The sequence below is a fragment of the Streptomyces jumonjinensis genome, from assembly GCF_009600885.1.
GTDB classification, from domain to species: domain Bacteria; phylum Actinomycetota; class Actinomycetes; order Streptomycetales; family Streptomycetaceae; genus Streptomyces; species Streptomyces jumonjinensis.
In genome coordinates, this window is record NZ_VCLA01000047.1 from 42,233 (window position 1) to 57,353 (window position 15,121).

At 73.6% G+C, this 15,121-nt stretch carries 13 protein-coding genes; 8 read left to right on the top strand and 5 right to left on the bottom strand.

What is annotated here, in order from left to right:
* Positions 1–243: 243 nt before the first annotated feature.
* The 5 genes from FF041_RS06180 to FF041_RS06200 all read left to right on the top strand — a co-directional run bounded on the left by FF041_RS06180 (position 244) and on the right by FF041_RS06200 (position 6,619).
* Positions 244–990 (top strand): class I SAM-dependent methyltransferase, encoded by a 747-nt coding sequence (locus FF041_RS06180; protein WP_153521366.1) that lies wholly within the window; start codon positions 244–246, stop codon positions 988–990.
* A gap of 468 nt (positions 991–1,458) precedes the next feature.
* A complete protein-coding gene (locus tag FF041_RS06185; protein ID WP_153521367.1) occupies positions 1,459–2,292 on the top strand; it encodes a M55 family metallopeptidase in 834 nt (277 codons plus the stop codon).
* 4 nt (positions 2,293–2,296) lie between these two features.
* The gene (locus FF041_RS06190) at positions 2,297–3,646 is read left to right on the top strand and encodes a M20/M25/M40 family metallo-hydrolase (RefSeq protein ID WP_153521368.1); all 1,350 of its coding nucleotides are present in this window, start codon (positions 2,297–2,299) and stop codon (positions 3,644–3,646) included.
* Positions 3,647–3,659: 13 nt separating this feature from the next.
* Positions 3,660–5,690, top strand: coding sequence for a prolyl oligopeptidase family serine peptidase (locus FF041_RS06195; protein ID WP_153521369.1), 2,031 nt, complete (start codon positions 3,660–3,662; stop codon positions 5,688–5,690).
* A complete protein-coding gene (locus FF041_RS06200; protein WP_153521370.1) occupies positions 5,687–6,619 on the top strand; it encodes a S66 peptidase family protein in 933 nt (310 codons plus the stop codon). The genes FF041_RS06195 and FF041_RS06200 overlap by 4 nt, the downstream gene beginning before the upstream one ends.
* A gap of 104 nt (positions 6,620–6,723) precedes the next feature.
* On the opposite strand, the gene FF041_RS06205 is transcribed toward FF041_RS06200, so the two are convergent.
* Together FF041_RS06205 and FF041_RS06210 are read right to left on the bottom strand one after the other, a co-directional pair.
* A complete protein-coding gene (locus tag FF041_RS06205) occupies positions 6,724–7,794 on the bottom strand; it encodes an adenosine deaminase (protein WP_153521371.1) in 1,071 nt (356 codons plus the stop codon).
* 151 nt (positions 7,795–7,945) lie between these two features.
* Positions 7,946–8,692 (bottom strand): GntR family transcriptional regulator, encoded by a 747-nt coding sequence (locus FF041_RS06210; protein ID WP_323391351.1) that lies wholly within the window; start codon positions 8,690–8,692, stop codon positions 7,946–7,948.
* Positions 8,693–8,870: 178 nt separating this feature from the next.
* Between FF041_RS06210 and FF041_RS06215 the strand changes: the two genes are divergently transcribed.
* From FF041_RS06215 to FF041_RS06225, 3 genes are all read left to right on the top strand, one after another.
* Positions 8,871–9,113: a lipopolysaccharide assembly protein LapA domain-containing protein gene (locus tag FF041_RS06215; RefSeq protein ID WP_153521372.1), complete on the top strand. Its 243-nt coding sequence runs from the start codon at positions 8,871–8,873 to the stop codon at positions 9,111–9,113.
* A gap of 143 nt (positions 9,114–9,256) precedes the next feature.
* Complete coding sequence (locus FF041_RS06220) at positions 9,257–9,823, top strand: GNAT family N-acetyltransferase (protein ID WP_153521373.1); 567 nt, start codon at positions 9,257–9,259, stop codon at positions 9,821–9,823.
* 162 nt (positions 9,824–9,985) lie between these two features.
* The gene (locus FF041_RS06225) at positions 9,986–11,986 is read left to right on the top strand and encodes a DUF5107 domain-containing protein (protein ID WP_153521374.1); all 2,001 of its coding nucleotides are present in this window, start codon (positions 9,986–9,988) and stop codon (positions 11,984–11,986) included.
* 44 nt (positions 11,987–12,030) lie between these two features.
* Here the strand turns inward: FF041_RS06225 and FF041_RS06230 are convergent, their stop codons facing one another.
* The 3 genes from FF041_RS06230 to FF041_RS06240 all read right to left on the bottom strand — a co-directional run bounded on the left by FF041_RS06230 (position 12,031) and on the right by FF041_RS06240 (position 14,909).
* Positions 12,031–12,384 (bottom strand): VOC family protein, encoded by a 354-nt coding sequence (locus FF041_RS06230; RefSeq protein WP_153521375.1) that lies wholly within the window; start codon positions 12,382–12,384, stop codon positions 12,031–12,033.
* A 97-nt stretch (positions 12,385–12,481) separates the two neighbouring features.
* Positions 12,482–13,291: a methyltransferase domain-containing protein gene (locus FF041_RS06235; RefSeq protein WP_153521376.1), complete on the bottom strand. Its 810-nt coding sequence runs from the start codon at positions 13,289–13,291 to the stop codon at positions 12,482–12,484.
* 109 nt (positions 13,292–13,400) lie between these two features.
* The gene (locus tag FF041_RS06240) at positions 13,401–14,909 is read right to left on the bottom strand and encodes a bifunctional phosphatase PAP2/diacylglycerol kinase family protein (protein WP_153521377.1); all 1,509 of its coding nucleotides are present in this window, start codon (positions 14,907–14,909) and stop codon (positions 13,401–13,403) included.
* Between the last annotated feature and the right edge of the window lie 212 nt (positions 14,910–15,121).

A 15,121-nucleotide genomic window follows, 5' to 3' on the forward strand; every position in this document is an offset into this window, starting at 1 on the left:
ATCGGGCTGGGGGGCGGCGGAGCGGGGGGTACGAAGCGGTGCGCCCCGGGCACGGGGGCCGGGGGTGTGTGCTGTGCGCGCGCCCTCCGTGTGCGCTGGTGCTCTGGGGTGTGGCCCGCCGGTGCTTCCGTGTCGGACGTCTGCTCTCTTCCGCCCCGTGCGTGTCACCCGGTCCGCTTGTCGTATCAGCAGTTGCGCGATAAACCGCTGTTGACGCTGTGTCGTACCACTGGGGAGCTGGTCATGAGCGTGACGAGTCGGTACCTGGACGCCTGGGAAGGGTTCTGGAGCGAGACATCCGGTGAACCCGGGGAGGTCTTCTGGGACGCCGCGCCCGAGCTCACCGTGGGACGGCATCTGGCGCTGTACGAACCCCATGTGGAGGACTACCGGCTGCTGCTCCTGGACATCGGCTGCGGCAACGGCACCCAGACCCGCTTTCTGGCCGGCCGGTTCCCCCGGGTGCTGGGGGTCGATCTGTCGGCCTCCGCCATAGAGCTGGCCGTGCGGCGGGAGAAGGAGCGGAGCGAGTACGGGCCCCTGGGCGAGATGGGCTTCCGGCAGCTGGACGCCGTGGACCGGCGGATGGTCGCCGAGCTGCACCGCGAGACGGGCGACTGCAACGTCTATATGCGCGGGGTGCTCCAGCAGGCGGATCCCGGGGACAGGCAGACGCTCGCCGACTCGATCTCCGTCCTGGTCGGCGCGCGCGGGCGGGCCTTTGTGGTGGAGCCCGCCGAGGCGGCCGGCCGCCGGCTGGCGGAGCTGGCGCGGTCGCCCTCCGGGCCGCCGCCCAAGCTGCGGCCCGTGCTCCGGCACGGCATCGTCCCGGGCGCGGTGGCCGACGCCGACCTGCCGGGCTATTTCGCCACGGCCGGACTGCGGGTGCTGGCCGGCGGCGAACTGCCGCTGACGACGGCGGAGTACGAGCCGGACGGCTCACGGATCGAGCTGCCGTCGCAGTGGCTGGTCGTCGGCCGGGACGACTGACGCCCGGGATGCCGGGGATATCCCAGTATGACCAGGGCGCGTGGGCGCATGGGTCCGGGACGGCTTGAACATCCGGGACGCGCGGGCTCACAGGTCGGGCCCGGGGACGGCTGAACCCACCCTGGGCGCACGGCCCCCCTGGTGCGCGAGCGGCCCCGTACAGCTCGCACCCCCCGGCGCACGGACATGGCACGGAGGGCCGGCCGGGCGCATGAGGGCGCACAGGGGTGCGCGTACCGCCGCCGGGCCGCACCCGGTCGCGGGACGACGCGCCCGGTCGCGGGACGGCACGCCCGCCCGGATGTCGCGCCGTGCCGGAGGCACGCCCCGCCGGAGAGACGCGCGCCGCGTCCCCGCTCCGCCCGGCGCCCCGGCGGCTCCCCTCGGGACGCCCCCCCCGCTCACCACGGCCGACGAGCGAGCCGATACCCCCCTGACTCTCCCGGAACGGGAAAGTTAAGGTGAGCTATGAAGATCCTCATCAGCGCCGATATGGAAGGCGCCACCGGTGTGACCTGGCCGGCCGATGTGCTGCCCGGCAATCCTCAGTGGGAGCGTTGCCGGGGCATGTTCACCTCCGATGTGAACGCGGCGGCGCTCGGGTTCTTCGACGGCGGCGCCGATGACGTGCTCATCAACGAAGCGCACTGGTCGATGCGTAACCTCCTGCTGGAACAGCTGGACGAGCGGACCCAGATGCTCACCGGCCGCCATAAGTCGCTCTCGATGGTGGAGGGCGTCCAGCACGGCGACGTGGACGGCATCGCCTTCATCGGCTACCACACGGGCGCGGGCGCCGAGGGCGTCCTCGCTCACACCTATCTCGCCAACCAGCTCACGGGCGTCTGGCTGAACGGCGTCCGCGCCAGCGAGGGCCTGCTCAACGCCCATGTGGTCGCCGAGTACGGCGTCCCGGTCATTCTCGTCACCGGGGACGATCTGACCTGTGTGGACGCCGAGGGTTACGCCCCCGACGCCCGCAAGGTCGCCGTCAAGGACCATGTCTCGCGGTACGCCGCGGTCTGCCGCACCCCCGCCCGTACCGCCGCCGACATCCGCGCCGCCGCCGCGCGGGCCACCGCGCTCGCGGTGCGCCATGAACCGGTGAGCGCCGGGCCGTTCACCCTTGAGCTGGAGTTCGACGCCGAGCATCTGGCCGCAGCCGCCACCGTGGTGCCCGGAGTCGCCGTCAGCGGCGAACGCAGGGTCAGCTGCACCAGCGAGACCATGTACGAGGCCATCCGTACCTTCAAGGCGATCACCACGATCGTCTCCGCGGCCGTGGAGGAGCAGTATGGCTGACCCGATGACTTCCCAGACTTCCTACGACGGCTGGAGCCCCGTCGACCAGCAGGCCCTCGACGAGGTGGTGACCTTCACCTCCGAGCTGATCCGCATCGACACCAGCAACCACGGCGGCGGGGACTGCCGGGAGCGCCCGGCGGCCGAGTACGCCGCCGAACGGCTGGCCGCCGCCGGTCTCGAACCCGTTCTGCTGGAGCGGACCCCGGGCCGCGCCAATGTCGTCGCCCGGATCGCGGGCACCGACCCCACCGCCGACGCCCTGCTGGTCCACGGCCATCTCGACGTGGTGCCCGCCGAGCCCGCCGACTGGTCGGTGCACCCCTTCTCCGGAGAGGTCCGCGACGGCGTCGTCTGGGGCCGGGGCGCGGTCGACATGAAGAACATGGACGCGATGATCCTCGCGGTCGTCCGGGCCTGGGCGCGCGCCGGAGTACGGCCCCGCCGGGACATCGTCATCGCCTTCACCGCCGACGAGGAGGCCAGCGCCGCCGACGGCTCGGGCTTCCTCGCCGATGAGCACCCCGGCCTCTTCGAGGGGTGCACCGAGGGCATCAGCGAGTCGGGCGCGTTCTCCTTCCACGCCGGCGGGGGGATGACCCTCTACCCCATCGCCGCCGGCGAGCGCGGCACCGCCTGGCTGAAGCTCACCGCCCACGGCCGGGCGGGCCACGGCTCCAAGGTGAACCACTCCAACGCGGTCAGCAGACTGGCCTCCGCCATCGCCCGCATCGGCGACCACCAGTGGCCGGTACGGCTCACCCCCACCGTGCGCGCGGCCCTCGCCGAACTGGCCCGGCTGCACCGCATCGACGCCGATGTGCACGCCGAGGACTTCGACCCGGACGCGCTCATCGCCAAGCTCGGACCGGCCGCCGCCCTGGTCGAGCCGACCGTGCGCAACAGCGCCAACCCGACCATGCTCAACGCCGGATACAAGATCAATGTGATCCCCGGGCACGCCACCGCCCATATCGACGGCCGGATGCTGCCCGGCGGCGAGGACGAGTTCCGCGCGACCATGGACCTGCTCACCGGTGACGATGTGGAATGGGAGTTCCACCACCGGGAGGTGCCCTTGCAGGCGCCCGTCGACTCGCCCACCTTCGCCAAGCTGCGCGCCGCCGTCGAACGCTTCGACCCGGACGGCCATGTCGTGCCGTACTGCATGGCGGGCGGCACCGACGCCAAGCAGTTCTCCCGGCTCGGGATCACCGGCTACGGCTTCTCACCGCTGAAACTGCCCCTCGGCTACGACTACGCGGCGATGTTCCACGGCGTCGACGAGCGGGTCCCCGTGGAGGCGCTGCATTTCGGAGTCAATGTGCTCGACCACTATCTGCGTTCGGCTTGAGGGGGAACGGGACATGGCAACCACGGCCGCCTACGGCAGCTGGGCCTCACCGATCGACGCGGCGCTCGCCGCGTCGCACGACGGACGGCCCGAGAATCTCGGCATGATCGGCCCGGAGCTCTGGTGGACCGCGCCGCGCCCCGCCGAGAACGGCAGGCGGGCACTGATCCGGAAACGGGCCGACGGCACGGAGGAATCCGTGCTGCCCGCCCCCTGGAATGTCCGCAGCCGGATCATCGAGTACGGCGGAGACTCCTGGGCCGGCGCCGAGCGCGCCGACGGCGCCCCGCTGATCGTCTTCGTCCACTTCGACGACCAGCGGCTGTACGCCTTCGAGCCCGACACGCCCGGAGCGGCCCCGCGCCCGCTCACCCCGGTCTCCGCCGTCGGCGGCGGACTGCGCTGGGCCGACGCCCGGATCCGCCAGGACCGGGGCGAGGTGTGGTGCGTACTGGAGGAGTACACCGGCGAATCGCCCACGGATGTGCGCCGGGTGCTCGCCGCCGTACCGCTGGACGGCTCGGCGGCCGGTGACCGCAGTGCGGTACGGGAGCTCACCGACGACGGCCGCCGCTTCGTCACCGGCCCCCGGATCTCCCCGGACGGCCGGTACGCCGCCTGGATCGCCTGGGACCACCCCCGGATGCCCTGGGACGGCACGGAGGTGCTGATCGGCGAGATCACCGAGGACGGCGTCTTCTCGGACGTACGCGCGGCGGCCGGCGGGCCGGAGGAATCCGTCTGCCAGGTGGACTGGGCCCCGGACGGTTCGCTGCTGCATGTCACCGACACCGCCGGCTGGTGGGAGCTGTACCGCATCCGGCCCGAGAAGCTGGCCGCCGCGCGGGCGGACGGCCCCGCCGGAACCGCCCGCCCGGCCTCGGAGCCGCTCTGCGCCGGCCGTGAGGAGGAGTTCGGCGGCCCGCTCTGGAGGATCGGCCTCCGCTGGTTCCACCCGCTGGAGAACGGGCTGATCGCCGTGATCCACGGCAAGGGCGCCACCGCGCTCGGCATCCTCGACCCCGACAGCGGGGAACTGGTCGACGCGGTCGGCCCCTGGACGGAGTGGGCCGCCTCCCTCGCCGTCCACGGCGACCGGGTGACCGGCGTCGCCGCCGGACCGCGCAGCGGCTACGAGGTGGTGGAGCTGGACACCCGCACCGGCCACACCCGGGTCGTCGGCTCGCCCCACACCGACCCCGTGGACCCCGCGTACTACCCCGAGCCGGAAGTCCGCGTCTTCACCGGGCCGGGCGGGCGCGACATCCATGCCCACCTGTATCCACCGCACAACCCCGGCCACCGCGCCCCGGAGGGCGAACTGCCGCCCTATGTGATCTGGGCGCACGGCGGCCCCACCGGCCATGTCCCGCTCGTCCTCGACCTGGAGATCGCCTACTTCACCTCACGGGGCATCGGCGTCGTCGAGGTCGACTACGGCGGATCCACCGGATACGGCAGGGAGTACCGCGACCGGCTGCGCGGGCAGTGGGGCGTGGTGGACGTCGAGGACTGCGCCGCCGTCGCGCGCTCCCTGGCCGCCGAGGGCCTCGCCGACCCGGCGCGGCTCGCCATCCGGGGCGGCAGCGCCGGAGGCTGGACCACCGCCGTCTCGCTCACCGACACCGACGTCTACGCCTGCGGCACGATCATCTACCCCGTGCTCGATCTGCTGGGCTGGGCCACCGGCGAGACGCACGACTTCGAATCGCGGTATCTGGACACGCTGATCGGCCCCCTCGACGAGGTCCCCGAACGCTACCGGGAGCGCTCACCGCTGGCGCACACCGACCGCATCACCGCGCCCTTCCTGCTGCTCCAGGGACTCGACGACATGATCTGTCCGCCCGTGCAGAGCCAACGCCTGCTGGCGCAGGTGGCCGGACGCGGCATCCCGCACGCGTACATCGCCTTCGAGGGCGAGGGCCATGGCTTCCGCAGGGCGGAGACCATGATCCGAGCCCTGGAGGCCGAGCTCTCCCTCTACGCCCGGACCTTCGGCGTCGAACGCTCCGACATCCCCCCGCTGGAGCTCACCGGATGACCCTCGCCCCGCTGACCAGGCCCCGGCGGCTGCGCGCCGGGGACAAGGTCGCCATCGTCGCCCCCAGTGGGCCCGTGCCCGACGACCGTCTCGACGAGGGCCTGGAGATCCTGCGCTCCTGGGAGCTCGAACCCGTCGTCATGCCGCACGTCCGGCGGCGGCACGACCGCTTCGGCTATCTCTCGGCGTACGACGGCGACCGCGCCCGGGATCTGACCGAGGCATGGTGCGACCCCACCGTCTCCGCCGTCATCTGCGCCCGTGGCGGCTATGGCGCGCAGCGGATGACCGACCGGCTCGACTGGACGTCGATCCGGGCCGCCGGGCCCAAGGTCTTCGTCGGCTACAGCGACATCACCGCGCTGCACGAGGCGTTCGCGACCCGGCTGGGGCTGTCGACGCTGCACGGGCCGATGATCGGCGCGCTGACCTTCCTCAAGGACGAGGCCACCCGGGAGTCGCTGCGGGCCACCCTCTTCGAGCCCGAATCGGCCCGCGTCCTCGGTCTGCCCGCGGCTCGCGCCCTGGTGCCGGGCCGCGCCCGGGGCATCACCTTCGGCGGCTGCGCCAGTCTGCTCGCCGCCGATCTGGGCACCCCGCACAGCAGGACGTCCGCCCGGGGCGGGCTGCTCCTCCTCGAAGACGTGGGGGAGGAGGACTACCGTATCGACCGCATCCTCACCCAGCTGCTGCGCGGCGGGCTGATGGACGGGGTCACGGGGGTCGCGCTCGGCTCCTGGGCGGAGTGCGGGCCCTATGAGCAGGTCCGGGAGGTGCTCCGGGACCGGCTGACGGGTCTTGGGGTGCCGGTCGTGGAGGAGCTCGGCTTCGGGCACGGCGCGACCAATCTGACGGTGCCGCTGGGCGTGCCGGCCGTGCTCGACGCGGACGCGGGCACCCTGACCCTGGAGGAACCCGCGCTGCGGTGAGCGGAGAGCCCGGTACGACCGGAGGGCGCCCGGCCTGACTGGAGGGTGCCCGGTACGACCGGAGGGGAGGGGCCGCGCGCCGGAGTGCGGCCCCTCCTGCGGGATCAGCCCTGGCGCAGCGCCGCGTACCCCGGCCGGATCACTTCGCTGATCAGCCGCCGGCGCTCCGGCAGCGGCAGGAACGCGGACTCCACCGCCGCGACCGTGAACTCCTCGAACACCTCGGGGCCATAGCCGAAAGCCTCCGCCATCTGGGCGAACTCCCGGCTCATGGTGGTGCCGGACACCAGCCGGTTGTCGGTGTTCAGCGTGACCCGGAAGCCGAGCCGGCGCAGCAGATCGATGGGGTGCGTGGCGTAGTCCTTCGCCGCGCCCGTCTGGAGGTTGGAGGTCGGGCAGATCTCCAGGGCGATCCCGTTGTCCCGGACATACGAGGCCAGCCGGCCGAGGGAGGCCGTGCCGTCGTCGTGGACGGTGATGTCATCGGTGATCCGCACGCCGTGGCCGATCCGCTCGGCGCCGCAGATCTGCACCGCCTCGTGGATGGACTCCGCGCCCACCGCCTCGCCCGCGTGAATGGTGAAGTGGCAGTTGTGTTGCTTCAGATGCTGGAAGGCGGGGAGATGGCGGGAGGGCGGGTTGCCGATCTCGCCGCCCGCGATGTCGAAGCCCGCCACGCCCCGGTCGCGGTGGGCGACCGTCAGCTCGGCTATCTCCAGCGAACGGTCGGTGTGGCGCATGCCGGTGAGCAGGGCACGGACGGTGATCCGGCCGCCGGTGCGCCGCTCGCCCTCGCGGAAGCCCGCGTTCACCGCGTCGACCACCTCGTCCAGGGTCAGCCCGCGCTCCAGATGCTGCTCGGGGGCGTACCGCACCTCGGCGTAGACGACGCCGTCGGACGCCAGATCCTCCGCGCACTCCGCCGCCACCCGCTCCAGCGCCGCACGCGTCTGCATCACCGCACAGGTGTGGGCGAAGGTCTCCAGATAGCGCTCCAGCGAGCCGGAGTCCGCCGCGTCCCGGAACCAGACCGCGAGCGCGGCCGGGTCCTCGGTGGGCAGATCCCGGTAGCCGTGCTCCCCGGCCAGTTCGATGATGGTGGCGGGGCGCAGACCGCCGTCGAGATGGTCGTGGAGTACGGCCTTGGGCGCCCGGAGGATGTCAGACAAGTGCATGGCCCGCGAGTGTACGGCACGGACGCGCCCCGCGCTGTGACGGCCCCCGGAACCGCCCTCCGTACGGGCACGGCCCGAGGTCCTCGGCGGCCCCCCGGAACCGCCCCCCGCGCGGGACGGCGCGTCCGCCGGGCCCACGGCGCCCGCCGGGTCAGTTCGACTGGAGGACGGGCAGGGCGGGCGAACCCGTCGGCAGCATGTGCTTGGCCGCCAGCACCGGGGTCTCGGCGATCCGCACCACCTGGGTGACCAGGACGGCGGGGGTGTCGGCCGCCCGGCCGAGCTGCTCCCCGCGCCGCTGTCCGACCAGCGTCGCGCTCACCGCGCTCCGCCCGCTCAGGGGCAGCCGGCGGGAGACCCCGGCCAGCACCGCGAGCATCGAGCCGTCCGCCGCCCCGGGGGCCCCCAGCGCCTCGGCGAACGCCGGATGCGCCCGCTCCAGCACACCGCGCGGGGCCGCCCACTCCTGGCTGAGCACCCCCGCCGCGCCGTCCCCGGTCAGCACGGACTCCCAGAAGCGCAGCTCGGACCCGGCGGGGGCGAGCAGATGCTGGGCGGTGAAGTCGGTCGGCTCCTCCACGGCGCGCAGCAGCGGGCGCACCCGTGCCGGGGCGTCCCGGCCGAGCAGCTCCTCCAGCGGCTGGAGCAGCTCGTAGCCGCGCCTCGGGGGGCTGTCGTTGACGGTCCGGCCCACGCCCCGGCGCACGGAGACCAGCCCGTCCTCCTGGAGCAGCAGCAGCGCCTCCCGCAGGGCGGGCCTGCTCACCCCGAGCTCGGTCGCGAGCCGGGGCTCGGACGGCAGCGTGGAGCCCGGCGGGTAGACGCCGTCGTGGATGGCGTCCGCGATCCGCTCGTACAGGACGACGACCGGTCTGCGCTGCGGACGGCTGACTGTCACGGGATCCTCCTGGGGCGGGCTGTGGGCTGTGGGCTGTGTCGTGAGAGAGCTTGTCAGACAGGTCTTGTCAGACAAGGCAGGGGTGAGGAGGGGCCAGGGCGGCGGCGAGGAGAGGTGCATCCCCCATCCGGCCCACGCCCACCGCGCCCGGCGCCGGGCCGGGGCCCATTCTGGTGCCATGAGCACTGAGCATGCGTCGAGGGGCAGAAGGGGCGGGGCGAGACAGTGGTTCACGCCCGCGAGGGTCGTGTTCACCGTGCTCGCGGTCCTGGCCCTCGTCTTCATCTTCGAGAACACCCGGAAGGTCACCATCCGGCTGCTGATCCCGGAGGTCACCATGCCGCTCTATCTGGCGCTGCTCGCGATGTTCGTCGTGGGGGCGCTCTGCGGCGGGTACTTCTTCCGCCGCCGGGTGCGCTAGCCGGGTCGGTCAGGGCCCCTCCTCCGGCGGCGTCCCGGTCCCGGCCTCGCGTCCGCGCAGGCCGGACGCCCAGGCCGGACGCCCAGGCCGGACGGGCGGGCCGGACGCCCAGGCCGGACGGGCGGGCCGGATAGCCTTTCCCGATGTCCGAGCACGCCGAGCCCCGCCCCACCCCTACGCCCGTACTGGCCGCCGGTCAGCGCACCGCGATCCGGCACTTCTCCCACGACGACGCCGGGGAGTTCACCACGGCGGCCGAGCGCAGCACCGCACTCCACCACCCCTGGCTCTTCCCGCCGCTCACCGCCGAGGCGTACACCGCGTACGCAGGCACCCTCATCGAGGACCCCGCCCGAGCCGGCTTCCTGGTCTGCGAGCGCCCCTCGGGCCGGATCGCCGGATTCATCAACGTCAACAACATCGTGGCGGGCGCGTTCCGGTGCGGAGCCCTCGGCTACGGGGCCTTCGCCCACGCCGCCGGACGCGGACTGATGGGCGAGGGCCTCGGCCTGGTGGTGCGCCACGCCTTCGGCCCGATGGGACTGCACCGGCTGGAGGCCAATATCCAGCCGCGCAACACCGCCTCGATCGGCCTGGTACGCGCCGCGGGCTTCCGTCTCGAAGGCTTCTCACCCGACTTCCTCTTCATCGACGGAGCCTGGCGCGACCATGAGCGCTGGGCGCTCACCAGCGAGATGCTCCCCGCCTGAGCCCGCGCAGAACGGGGCCCGCCCGCCCGGACCGGAGTTCCCGGGACTTTGCCCAAGACTGACCCACGGACCCCCTGTTCGGCGTGCCGATGACCCTGTTCCATGGTCATCGGGCCGCCTTCGGCAGTCGGCGGCCCTTCCCGGAGCGAAAGCGAGGCCGCCTTGGCCACGACCGTGCGGCGTACCGTACTGACTCTGCCCGCGGCCCCGGTGGGGCCCGCCAATCCGCTGCCCGCGCTCCGCCCGCTCACCGCCGTGCACTCCGTCGACGAGCGCACCAAGCGGGAGCTTCCCCGGGAGATGGCCCGGCAGATCGGCTACGAACCGCTGCGCACCCTACTGCCCGTGCGGGTGCTCGACGGCTACGGCCGCGAGCGCACCCCCACCGACGTCGAGGCCGTCGTCATCGAGAACGACCGGCTGCGGGTCACCGTGCTGCCGGGCCTCGGCGGCCGGATCCACTCCCTGCGCCACAAACCCACCGGCCGTGAGCTGCTCTACCGCAACCCCGTCCTCCAGCCCGCCGGCTTCGCCCTCAACGGCGCCTGGTACTCCGGCGGCATCGAGTGGAACATCGGGGCCACCGGCCACTCCACCCTCGCCATGGCCCCCCTGCACACAGCGGTCGTACCCGCCCCCGACGGCGGCGAGATGGTCCGGCTCTGGGAGTGGGAGCGGCTGCGCGACCTGCCGTTCCAGATCGATCTATGGCTGCCCGCCGACTCGTCCTTCCTCCATGTCGGCGTACGGATCCGCAATCCCCATGAGCGGCCCGCGCCCGTCTACTGGTGGTCCAACACCGCCGTCGAGGAACACCCCGGCACCCGGGTCATCGCCCCCGCGGACGAGGCATGGCACTACGGCTACGAGCGCACCCTCGCCCGGGTGCCGGTGCCGGACTACCGGGGCGAGGACCGCACCTACCCCCTGGGGAGCGAGTATCCCGCCGACTACTTCTACGAGATCCCGGCCGAGTCCCGTAAATGGGTCGCGGCGCTCGGCGCGGACGGACACGGCCTCGTCCAGACCTCGACCGACGCGCTGCGCGGGCGCAAACTGTTCCTCTGGGGCTCGGGGCGCGGCGGGCGCCGCTGGCAGCGGTGGCTGACCGAGCCGGACACCATCGGCTACGCGGAGATCCAGGCGGGCCTGGCCCGTACCCAGTTGGAGCACATACGCCTGGAGGAGGGCGGGGAGCTCAGCTGGCTGGAGTGCTACGGACCGCTGGCCGCCGACCCCGGCACGGCGCACGGCGCCAACTGGCCCGCCGTCTGCGCGGAGGTCGAGTCCAGGCTCGCCGCCGTGCTGCCGAGACGGGCGGTGGACGACGCCTACGCGGCCTGGCGGCCGTGCGCCGACAGCGAACCGGTCCGGATGCTCGCCACCGGCTCCGGCTGGGGCGCGCTCGAAGTGCTGCGCGGCCGGTACACCCTGCCCGGCACCCCCTTCGACGCGTCCGCGCTCGGCGAGGAACAGGCCCCCTGGCAGGCCCTGCTGGCCACCGGGGTCTATCCGGCGCCCCGCAAGGTCACCCCGCCCGGGCCCACGCTCGTCTCCCCGCACTGGCGGGACATGCTGGAGACCGCCCCCGCCGATCCGCTCACGGAGTACCACCTCGGCGTGGCGCAGTGGCACGCGGGCGATCTCGCCCAGGCGGTACGGAGCTGGGAGCGCGGCCTCGAACTGGCCCCCTCGCGCTGGCCGCTGCTGCGCGCGCTGGCCGTCGCCGACACGGAGGGCGGCCATGGGGAACGCGCCGCCGACCGCTATCTGGCCGCCTTCGACGATCTGTGCCAGGAGCGCCGCGACGACGGCGAGAGCTGGACCGCGGCGACGGCGGCCCTGGGCCGTGAGGCGATCGGGGCGCTGCTCGCCGCTGGACGCACCGCTGAGGCCAGGACGGTCTGGTCCCGGCTGCGCCCGGCGGTCCAGCGGCGCGGTCGCTTCCAGCTGATCCACACCCGGCTGCTGCTCGCCGAGGGCCGCCGGGACGAGGCCCGCGCCGTCTTCGACGCGGGCTTCGAGGCGGCGGATCTGCGGGAGGGCGGGCAGGAGCTGACCGAGCTGTGGGCGCGGCTCACGGATGAGCCGCTGCCCGAAGCGTACGACTTCCGGATCCGGCCCCCGGAGCCCTCGGGCGGGGCACGCGAGCCCCGGCGGTAGCCGAACGGACTGTCCTGGGGCCTGCCTGATGAGTCAGGCAGGCCCTAGAGGGTCGCCTTGCGGTCGACGTACTCGAAGACCGAGCCATCGGGGTGGACGGCGATCAGATTGCGGCCCGCCGGGGTCGGCACCGGGCCCGCGACGACCCGGGCGCCGACCTCGGTGAGCGTGGCGTGCGCCTCGTCCACGTCCTCGACCGCGATCGTCGCCGTCACCTTGCGCAGCACTTCCAGTTCCGACTCGGGGCCGCTCATCAGCAGAAAGCAGCCGACCGCCGCGACCGAGACCCCGCCGCGTTCGAAGCGCTGCGGGGTGCTGCCGGTGAGCCGTTCGTAGACCGTCGTGGCCGCGTCCAGGTCATCGACGCAGATCCGCAGCGTGGTTCCGAGAATGTCCATGGCAGGGAGGGTAGTTCGCGGTCGCGGGCCGCGGTATCGGTTGTCCCGAGCCCGGCCCTCGGCTGTTCTGCCCCCGGACCCCACGGCGGCAGGGGGATCAGACCCGGCAGAGCAGTTCGCCGTGCGGGACCAGGAACCAGCCGTCCTCCCGGCCGCCCCACTCCCGCCAGCCGTCGGCGATGGCGGCCAGCTGCTCCGGCGTGGCATGACCCCCCTCCACGGCGAGCCGCGCGTACCCGGACGACGTCGTACGGTCCGCCCACATCCCGCTCCACCAGGCCCGGTCCTCGGGGGTGGCGTAGCACCAGGTCCCCGCGGTGGGGACGATGTCGGTGAAGCCCGCGGCGCGGGCCCAGGACAGCAGTCTGCGCCCGGCGTCCGGCTCGCCCCCGGAAGCGCGCGCCACCCGGCGGTACAGCTGGAGCCACTCGTCCAGGACGGGGCTGCCGGGGAACCAGACGAACGCGTCGTAGTCGGCGTCCCGTACCGCGACGATCCCCCCGGGGCGGCACACCCGGCGCATCTCGCGCAGCGCCTGCACGGGGTCGCCGAGGTGCTGGAGCACCTGGTGGGCGTGGACCACGTCGAAGGAGTCGTCGGCGAAGTCGAGTTCATTGACGTCGGCCACCGCGAAGTCCGTGTGGGACAGCCCGCGCCCGGCGGCGTACTCCCGCGCCTGTGCCACGATCCCGGGCTCGCGGTCCACGCCCGTGACATGCCCCCGGGGGACCAGCGCGGCCAGATCGGCGGTGATGGTGCCCGGACCGCAGCCGACGTCCAGGATGCGGGTCTCGGGGGTGAGCTCGCCGATGAGATACCCGGCGGAGTTGGCGGCGGTGCGCCAGGTGTGGGAGCGCAGTACGGACTCGTGGTGGCCATGGGTGTAGACGGCGGTCTCCTGCGGCATGGCGGCCCCTTCTCTCGCGGTGTGCGCCCATGATGCCGGAGCATTCATATGTTGAGACCCCCTGTCTCGCTATGTGGATAACGGATGCATCGCCCCGGCGGCCCGCCCGCTACCGCAGCCGCTGCGGACGGTAGACCGTCAGGGCCCCGAGAGCCTTGTCCACCGTCAGCTCCCGGGGAGCCTCGATCACCTCGCCGTCGTACGCCATCGGGGTGCCCGGGGCCAGCCCGGTGATCCGCAGCCTGTGCAGCCGCTCCGCCGCGTGGACGGGGGAGCGGCTCAAGGGCCCGGCCAGCGCCGCCGCGAGCAGCCGCAGCCCCGGGCCGCGTCCGCCGTGCACCACGCGCACATCCAGCAGACCGTCCGCCAGATCCAGCCGGTGGCCGGGGGTCGGGCCCATCGGCTGGTAGACGCCGTTCCCGGCGAACAGCAGCCACATCGGGCGCCGCCGCCCCTGCACCCCGGCCTCCAGCGGCCGGCCGTGCCGCAGCACCCGCGCCGCCGCCAGCACCCCGGCGGGCCAGCCGCCGATGCGCGGGGACCAGCGCTCGCGGATGCTCACCAGCTCCGGGTAGACGCCCAGGCTGAAGGTGTTGAGGAAATAGCCGGGCCCGGCCCCGGCGCGGTCCCCGGGCCCCGGGGTGAAACGGCCCAGATCGACCCTGACCGCCTCCCCGGCCCCGACCGCCCGGCAGGTGTCCTGGACGGTCTCGACGCCGACGTCGTAGGCGAAGTGATTGAAGGTGCCGCCCGGGAACACCGCCAGCGGGACGCCGTGCTCCACGGCGACGGCCGCCGCGCTGTTGATGGTGCCGTCCCCGCCGAACACCCCCAGCGCCCGGCCGCGCTCCGCCGCCTTCGCCAGCTCCGCGCCGAGCTCGCCGGGCCCGCACTCCACCACCTCGGCCAGCGGCAGCGCCGCACGCAGCGCCGCCGTCGAATCCGCCGACCCCGCACTCCGGTTGGCCACGATCACCAGGCCCTCGCCGCCCGGCAGCGCCGGAGCGTCCGCCCGCACCCGGCCCGGCGGCGGCAGCTGCGACCTGGTCGGCGCCAGAGCGCGTACCACGAAGGCCGCGCCGACGCCCAGCGTCAGGCCCGCCAGCACATCGCTCGGATAGTGCACACCGGTGTACACCCGGGAGAACGCGACCGACGCCGCCACCGGAGCCGCCGCCGCGCCCCAGCGCCCGGACTCCAGAGCGACCCCCGTCGTGAACGCGGCGGCCGACGCGGCGTGCCCGGACGGGAAGGACGTGGTGAACGGCTGCCGCTTCAACTGCCGTATCACCGGCACCGCGTCGATCAGGGGCCGGGCCCGGCGCACCGACCGCTTGCCCAGGGTGTTGACGACGGCCGACGCGACCGCCAGCGAGGCCACCCCGCGCACAGCGGCCCGCCGTGCGCGCGCACCGCTCCCCAGCACGGCGATCCCGGCCGCCACGCCGAACCAGAGCACCCCGTGGTCGGCGGCCCGGCTGAGCTTCGGCAGCACGGGTTCGGCCCCCGGCCAGCGCCGTGCGGCGACCGTGTCGAAGAGCTGTCGGTCCCAGCGGCTGAACAGCCCCGGAACTCCCGGCCGCGACGGCGGATTCCTCTGTACGTACGGATACGGCATGGATCGCGGGTACCCCGCGCAGGCGGCTGCCACGCCGGGAGACGCCCATTCGGCGATGGCGCGACGCCGTCACGCCTGCCCCAGGTGGGCGTCCGGGCGGGCTGGGGCCTGGCCGACCGCCCGCCGGTCCGTCCCGGGGCCTGGCCGGCCGTCCGCCGGTCCGCCCCGGCGCGCAGGGCGGGTCGGCGGGCTTGACCGGTCAAGCCCGGGGC

What these genes read in the sequence shown, in the direction of transcription:
- FF041_RS06180 (WP_153521366.1), top strand. Translation starts at nt 244, where the DNA reads ATGAGCGTGACGAGTCGGTACCTGGACGCCTGGGAAGGGTTCTGGAGC.
- FF041_RS06185 (WP_153521367.1), top strand. Translation starts at nt 1,459, where the DNA reads ATGAAGATCCTCATCAGCGCCGATATGGAAGGCGCCACCGGTGTGACC.
- FF041_RS06190 (WP_153521368.1), top strand. Translation starts at nt 2,297, where the DNA reads ATGACTTCCCAGACTTCCTACGACGGCTGGAGCCCCGTCGACCAGCAG.
- FF041_RS06195 (WP_153521369.1), top strand. Translation starts at nt 3,660, where the DNA reads ATGGCAACCACGGCCGCCTACGGCAGCTGGGCCTCACCGATCGACGCG.
- FF041_RS06200 (WP_153521370.1), top strand. Translation starts at nt 5,687, where the DNA reads ATGACCCTCGCCCCGCTGACCAGGCCCCGGCGGCTGCGCGCCGGGGAC.
- FF041_RS06205 (WP_153521371.1), bottom strand. Translation starts at nt 7,794, where the DNA reads ATGCACTTGTCTGACATCCTCCGGGCGCCCAAGGCCGTACTCCACGAC.
- FF041_RS06215 (WP_153521372.1), top strand. Translation starts at nt 8,871, where the DNA reads ATGAGCACTGAGCATGCGTCGAGGGGCAGAAGGGGCGGGGCGAGACAG.
- FF041_RS06220 (WP_153521373.1), top strand. Translation starts at nt 9,257, where the DNA reads ATGTCCGAGCACGCCGAGCCCCGCCCCACCCCTACGCCCGTACTGGCC.
- FF041_RS06230 (WP_153521375.1), bottom strand. Translation starts at nt 12,384, where the DNA reads ATGGACATTCTCGGAACCACGCTGCGGATCTGCGTCGATGACCTGGAC.
- FF041_RS06235 (WP_153521376.1), bottom strand. Translation starts at nt 13,291, where the DNA reads ATGCCGCAGGAGACCGCCGTCTACACCCATGGCCACCACGAGTCCGTA.
- FF041_RS06240 (WP_153521377.1), bottom strand. Translation starts at nt 14,909, where the DNA reads ATGCCGTATCCGTACGTACAGAGGAATCCGCCGTCGCGGCCGGGAGTT.